General features: G+C 73.1%; 9 protein-coding genes, 1 tRNA gene, 1 other RNA gene and 1 riboswitch. Of the genes, 8 read left to right on the top strand and 3 right to left on the bottom strand.

Annotated features, from left to right (window positions below):
- Together NH602_RS27280 and NH602_RS27275 are read left to right on the top strand one after the other, a co-directional pair.
- A partial coding sequence (locus NH602_RS27280; RefSeq protein ID WP_253069284.1) for a (2Fe-2S)-binding protein occupies positions 1–266 on the top strand: 266 nt, incomplete at its 5' end.
- A gap of 83 nt (positions 267–349) precedes the next feature.
- A complete protein-coding gene (locus NH602_RS27275) occupies positions 350–667 on the top strand; it encodes a hypothetical protein (protein WP_073575740.1) in 318 nt (105 codons plus the stop codon).
- Positions 668–730: 63 nt separating this feature from the next.
- Here the strand turns inward: NH602_RS27275 and NH602_RS27270 are convergent, their stop codons facing one another.
- Positions 731–1045, bottom strand: coding sequence for a multidrug efflux SMR transporter (locus NH602_RS27270; protein WP_060713653.1), 315 nt, complete (start codon positions 1043–1045; stop codon positions 731–733).
- A gap of 19 nt (positions 1046–1064) precedes the next feature.
- Positions 1065–1131, bottom strand: a riboswitch (guanidine-III (ykkC-III) riboswitch).
- Positions 1132–1203: 72 nt separating this feature from the next.
- Here NH602_RS27270 and NH602_RS27265 point away from each other — a divergent pair.
- The 3 genes from NH602_RS27265 to NH602_RS27255 are packed head-to-tail and all read left to right on the top strand — an operon-like array spanning position 1204 to position 2563.
- Entirely contained in the window at positions 1204–1461 is a 258-nt protein-coding gene (locus NH602_RS27265) for a hypothetical protein (RefSeq protein WP_253069283.1), read from the top strand.
- Positions 1462–1496: 35 nt separating this feature from the next.
- Positions 1497–1877 (top strand): VOC family protein, encoded by a 381-nt coding sequence (locus NH602_RS27260; protein ID WP_253069282.1) that lies wholly within the window; start codon positions 1497–1499, stop codon positions 1875–1877.
- Positions 1878–1924: 47 nt separating this feature from the next.
- A complete protein-coding gene (locus tag NH602_RS27255; protein WP_253069281.1) occupies positions 1925–2563 on the top strand; it encodes a LysE family transporter in 639 nt (212 codons plus the stop codon).
- Between the two features lie 76 nt (positions 2564–2639).
- On the opposite strand, the gene NH602_RS27250 is transcribed toward NH602_RS27255, so the two are convergent.
- Positions 2640–3626: a DUF418 domain-containing protein gene (locus NH602_RS27250; protein WP_253069280.1), complete on the bottom strand. Its 987-nt coding sequence runs from the start codon at positions 3624–3626 to the stop codon at positions 2640–2642.
- Between the two features lie 122 nt (positions 3627–3748).
- On the opposite strand from NH602_RS27250, the gene NH602_RS27245 reads away from it, so the two are divergent.
- On the top strand, positions 3749–4273 hold the full coding sequence (locus NH602_RS27245; protein WP_253069279.1) for a DinB family protein: 525 nt from the start codon (positions 3749–3751) through the stop codon (positions 4271–4273).
- A gap of 65 nt (positions 4274–4338) precedes the next feature.
- On the opposite strand, the gene NH602_RS27240 is transcribed toward NH602_RS27245, so the two are convergent.
- A tRNA-Ser gene (locus tag NH602_RS27240) sits at positions 4339–4426 on the bottom strand.
- 80 nt (positions 4427–4506) lie between these two features.
- Between NH602_RS27240 and ffs the strand changes: the two genes are divergently transcribed.
- An RNA gene (gene ffs / locus NH602_RS27235) (signal recognition particle sRNA small type) lies at positions 4507–4601 on the top strand.
- A gap of 51 nt (positions 4602–4652) precedes the next feature.
- The coding region (locus NH602_RS27230) for a DNA polymerase III subunit gamma and tau (protein ID WP_253069278.1) at positions 4653–5952 on the top strand (1300 nt) is incomplete at its 3' end.

Here is a 5952-nt window from a genome sequence, read left to right as displayed (position 1 = left end):
AGTCCGACGAGATCACCACCATCGAGGGGATCGCGAAGGGTGAGGAGCTGCATCCGATGCAGCAGGCCTGGATCGACAACGACGTCGCCCAGTGCGGCTACTGCCAGCCCGGTCAGATCATGGCCGCCATCGACCTGGTCAAGCGGTGTGCGGCCGAGGGCCGTTCGATCGACGACGACGCCCTGGACGAGATCCGCAACATCTGCCGGTGTGGCACCTACAACCGCATCCGCGAGGCGATCAAGGCCGGCGCCGACAACATGTGACGACCGTGCGGCGTGCTCCGTACGCCGTACCGCGCTGGGCCGTTAGTGTGAACGGCCTGCTCCCCAACCGAAGGACGGATTCGATGAAGAACCGGATGCGCCGCTCACTGATCGCCGTCGGCGCCCTCGGCGCCGTGGCGTTCCCGCTGGCCGGCATCGCCGCGGCCGACGAGGACCGCGACCACGGCTACCCGAGCACCCAGAGCCCGACGCAGGGCCTCGACGCCGTGCTCGAGACCTCCGACACGTTCGGCTACAGCTTCCTCGACGCCGCGGACACCTTCTCGCCGAACAACCGGCCGGACGGAGTCAACGGCACCGACACCGAGATCCCGCAGGCCGACCCCCGCTTCGTCGAGGGTCCCGTCGGTGGGCTGCTGAAGGACGGACCCTTCGAGTAAGGGGCTCCCAGGCGGCGGGGCCGGCACCTCTCACGAGGTCCGGCCCCGCCGTCGTCTCCAGCCTCAGTGCAGGACCTTCAGCCCCACCACACCGGCGACGATCGCCAGCAGACACAACAGCCGCGCCGTCGTCGCCGGCTCCCCGAGGGCGGCCATGCCGTAGAGCGCGGTGCCGACCGCGCCGATGCCCACCCACACGGCGTACGCGGTGCCGACCGGCAGGTCGCGCAACGCCAGGGCCAGCCCGCCCATGCTCAGGGCCAGCGCGCCCGCGAACAGCAGCGACGGGCCGAGCCTGCTGAACCCGCGGCTCTGCGACAGCGCCGCGGCCCACACCGTCTCCAGCACACCGGAGACCACGAGGTAGATCCATGCCATGACGAGCTCCTCCCGGAAGGATGCGTCGTCTTGGCGTTCCGGGTACGGCGCGTCTCGTCCGGGGAGCCGCCGGGTGGGCGGTCCGATACCAGGATGGCGGACCGCCGGGCCCGGGTCGAGTGATGGTGACCGGTCGGACCGCCCCCTACCCTTCTCGGGTGCGCCTGCTCGCCGTCGTCGCGGGGTTGTGTCTGGTGACCGGTGGGATCGTGCTGCTGCCGTCCTGGCTGGAGCGGGTGCTGCCCGATCAGGGCGACCAGCCGCACGTGTACCACCTTCCGCCCGGGGCCCCCGAGCCACCTGGTCCGGACCTGACCTGGCCGATCCTGGGAGTCGTGCTGGTCGGCATCGGCCTGGTCTGCGGGGGAGCGGCGCTGCTGTGGCTGGTGTTCCGGCTGATCGCCCGGCTGCGCTGAGACCTGAACCGCATCGATCCCGCTACCGTCGTCGCATGCTGGTCGTCGGCTCGGTCGTCCTGCGCGTCACCGACCTCGCACGACAGGTCCGGTTCTGGACCGAGGCGCTCGGCTACGAGGTGCGCACCCCCGCGGACGACGACTTCGTGCTCCTCCGCCCGGGCGACGGCCGCCCCGGCCCGAACGTCTCGCTCGACGTCGCCCCGTCCGAGCGGGTCCTGCCGCCGCGTATCCACCTGGACCTCTACGCCGACGACCAACAGGCCGAGGTCCGGCGCCTGGTCGCCCTCGGCGCGCAGGAGGTCCCGTGGACCAACCGGCCGGACGACGCCGACTACGTGATCATGCAGGACCCCGAGGGCAACCGGTTCTGCGTCGTCGACGGTGGGGACCGGTCGGCGCCGCCCCGACGCTGATCGGGAACGGGCTCGACACCGGAGGCCGGCCGGCGGACGCTTCCGCCGTGGACCATCGACTCCTCGCGTTCGCCGCCGCCGCGGCGGTCGTCATCGTCGTCCCCGGACCCAGCGTCGTGTTCACCGTCGGCCGCGCGCTCGCGGCCGGCCGGTCCGCCGCGCTGGCGACGGTCGTCGGCAACGCCGTCGGCGTCTTCCTGCAGGTGGTCGCGGTGGCGGTGGGCCTCGGACACCTCGTCGCACAGTCCGCCGCGGCGTTCACCGTCCTGAAGCTGGTGGGTGCCGCCTACCTGGTGCACCTGGGGATCACGGCGTTCCGGCACCGGCACGACGTCGTCCGCGCGATGCAGCGCTCGGCCGGTGACGCCCGGCAGGTGGGTCCGGCCCGCAGCGTCGTCGACGGTCTGGTGGTCGGCCTGCTGAACCCCAAGTCCGTCGTCTTCTTCGTCGCGTTCCTGCCCCAGTTCGTCGACGCCCGCGGGCCGGTCGCCACGCAGATCCTGCTGCTGGGGGCGTTCTTCGTCGCCATCGGTCTGGTGCTCGACAGCGTGTGGGCCCTCGCCGCCGGATCGGCCCGGGCCTGGTTCGCGTCGTCGCCGAGGCGGATCGCGGCCGTCGGCGGTGCCGGTGGGCTCGCGATGATCGGGCTCGGCGTCGGGGTGGCGGCGACGGGGTCGTCGCAGTAGCCGGGACCATGACCACAGGGCGAGGTGGACCGGCGTCCGGCCGGTGGATCGCACCGCTCGGGTGACCCGGGACGGGCTAGACCATCCGTGCGGGTGACCACCAGGAGATGCTGCGCCACAACCACTCCGCGGGCCCGTACCGGAAGCGCCGCAGCCACCGGCGGCTCGCGACGATCTGGACCACCAGGATCCCGGCGGCGAGCGGGAGCAGGGCGCGGTACCCGCCCGGGCCGGAGAACGCCGGGGCCGTGGTCAGCAGCACGACCAGCAGCGTCGCCGTGAGGTAGTTCGTCAGCGCGAGTCGGCCGAGCGGGGCGAGCACGGACGACACCCACGGCCCGACCCGGGACGCCGTCAGCAGCACCAGTGCGCTCGCGTACCCGACGGCCATGACGAGCCCGGCGGTCGAGGACACCCGGTCGAATCCGCTGTGCTCGATCGTGTCGACCTGGATGCTCAGCAGCGGCACCGCGACGACGACGGCCCCGACCAGCACGGCCGTCCACACGGCCCGGTTCGGCGCCGCCATCCGGTGGTGCAGGCCGTAGCGGGCGGCGGCGAGACCGAGCAGGAACAGCCCGGGCACGAGGAGGAGCCCGCCGCTGGTGAACGCGAGCGCCACGCCCGTCGCGACCGCGCCGCCGAGTGCGATCACCGGCCGCGGCAGCCAGGAGGCCGGCAGGAGGACGACGACGCCGACGATCGCGTACGGGAGCAGCGCCTCACCGGGCTGCAGGAGATGGTGCGCGGCGCCGAGCACGCCGAGCACGAGCAGCCGGCGGAGCAGCACGAGCCGTGGCCGGGTGGTCCGCCGGGCGGCCCCGTCCAGGAACAGGGCGGTGCCGAGCCCGAACAGGAACGAGAACAGCGGGAAGAAGCGCTGGTGCGCGGTGAGCTCCAGCCACTGCGGCAGGGTGCCGCTCCAGGACCCCGTGGCGGGCGGCAGCCCGGCGATCGCGGGCATGTTGACGAGCAGGATCCCGCACAGGGCCAGCCCGCGGAGGGCGTCGAGGGCGTCGACCCGGCCGGGCGCGGTGGTCGTCGGATCCGGGGGAACGCTCACGTCTGTTCGCTGCACCGGTTCAGCGTGGCGGCCGTGCAGAGCTCGCGGATCGGCCCGGAGGCCGGTTCCGCCTGCGGGGCGTCGTACTTTCGGCCGGGACCGTGGAATGCCAGGCTCGGGCGATGTCCGCATCCCGTGTCGCGCTCCTGCGGTGGCAGTTCGACCTGACGTGGGCCCTGTTCGAGTACCACCTCGACCGGCTCGACGACCACGAGACCCTGTGGCGGCCGGCGCGCGTCTGCTGGACGGTGCACCCGTCCGGCGACGGGACGTGGCGGCCCGACTGGGCGGACTCCGAACCCGACCCGGTCCCCGTCCCGACGATCGCGTGGGTCACCTGGCACATCGACTGGTGGTGGTCGGTGACGCTGGATCACCTCCGCGGCCGGACCCCGCGGGACCGCACCGACGTGGTGTGGCCGGGCGACGCCGCATCGACCGTCGCCCGGATGCGCGCGCTGCGTGACGAGTGGGCGGACGTCCTGGACGGGCTGTCCGACGACGACCTCGCCGCGGAGGCCCCGTTCCCGTGGCAGGGGGATCCGGAGATGACGGTCGGCCACACCCTGGCCTGGGTGAACACCGAGCTGGCGAAGAACGTCGCGGAGGTCGGGCAGCTGCGGCTGGTACGCGCGGCCGGTCGCTGAGCGGACCCGGGAACGACGAACGCCGGGCCACCCGCGAGGGTGTGCCCGGCGTTCCGCCTTCCTGCTGGCGGAGGATACGGGATTTGAACCCGTGAGGGATTGCTCCCAACACGCTTTCCAAGCGTGCGCCCTAGGCCACTAGGCGAATCCTCCGCGAAAGAGGTTACGCGACGCCCTCGGTGATCCGACGCGGCCCCCTCGCCGCCCGACGGCGCCGTCCGTGGCACACTGTCCGTGGACCCCGTGCGGCGTCCATCCTGTGAACTCCCCCAGGGCCGGAAGGCAGCAAGGGTCAACAGGCTCTGGCGGGTGCGCGGGGTCCCCTTCTGTCTCCGAGCGGGTCCCCGGAGTGTCGGACCCCCTGGGTAGCCTTCCCCTCGTGGCTCTGGCTCTGTACCGCAAGTACCGCCCGGCCAAGCTGGCCGACGTCGTGGGGCAGGAGCACGTCACCGAGCCCCTGGCCACCGCCCTCACCGCGGGGCGGATCAACCACGCGTATCTGTTCTCGGGGCCGCGGGGCTGCGGCAAGACGTCCTCGGCCCGCATCCTGGCGCGTTCGCTGAACTGCGAGCAGGGGCCGACCCCGGACCCCTGCGGCGTCTGCAACTCGTGCATCGCGCTCGCCCCCGAGGGGTCGGGCAGCATCGACGTCGTCGAGCTCGACGCGGCGTCGCACGGTGGTGTCGAGGACGCGCGCGAGCTGCGTGACCGGGCGTTCTACGCGCCCGCCGAGTCGCGCTACCGCGTGTTCGTCGTCGACGAGGCGCACATGGTCACCACCCAGGGCTTCAACGCGCTGCTCAAGATCGTCGAGGAGCCCCCGGAGCACCTGGTCTTCGTGTTCGCGACGACGGAGCCGGAGAAGGTGCTCCCGACAATCCGGTCGCGGACCCACCACTACCCGTTCCGGCTGATCCCGCCCGGCACGATGCGCGCGCTGCTGGAGAAGATCTGCGGCGAGGAGCAGGTGACCGTCGCGCCGCCGGTGTTCCCGCTGGTCATCCGGGCCGGGGGCGGTTCGGCCCGAGACACGCTGTCGGTGCTGGACCAGCTGCTCGCCGGCGCCGGGCCGCAGGGTGTGACCTACGAGCGCGCGGTCGCGCTGCTCGGGGTGACCGACTCCGGCCTGATCGACGACACCGTGGACGCGCTCGCCGCGGCCGACGGCGCGGCCGTCTACGGCGCGGTGGACCGGCTCGTCGAGGCCGGGCACGACCCCCGTCGCTTCGCCTCGGACCTGCTGCAGCGCTTCCGCGACCTGATGCTCGTGCAGGCCGTGCCGGACGCCGCCGAGCAGGGACTGGTCGACGGCGCCGCGGACGAGCTGCCCCGGATGGCCGACCAGGCCGCCCGGCTCGGCCCGGCCACCCTCACCCGCTACGGCGAGATCCTGCACCAGGGTCTGATCGAGATGCGCGGGGCGACGGCCCCGCGGCTGCTGCTGGAGCTGCTGGTCTCGCGGATGCTGCTCCCGGCGGCCACGACCTCCGACGGCGGGCTGCTCGAACGTCTGGAGCGCATCGAGCGGCGCAACGCGATCGCGCCCGGCCCCGCCGGCCCGGCCGACGACGGCGGCGCCGCCAAGCGGTTCGTCCGGCCCAGTGAGCGCCCGGCCACCCCGGAGCCGACCGGCGGCGCACCGTCGCGTTCCGCGGAACGCGAGGCAGAGGCCCCGATGG

Source organism: Pseudonocardia sp. McavD-2-B (assembly GCF_024124365.1).
Lineage (GTDB): Bacteria > Actinomycetota > Actinomycetes > Mycobacteriales > Pseudonocardiaceae > Pseudonocardia > Pseudonocardia alni.
This window is presented reverse-complemented; position numbering and strand designations above follow the sequence as displayed.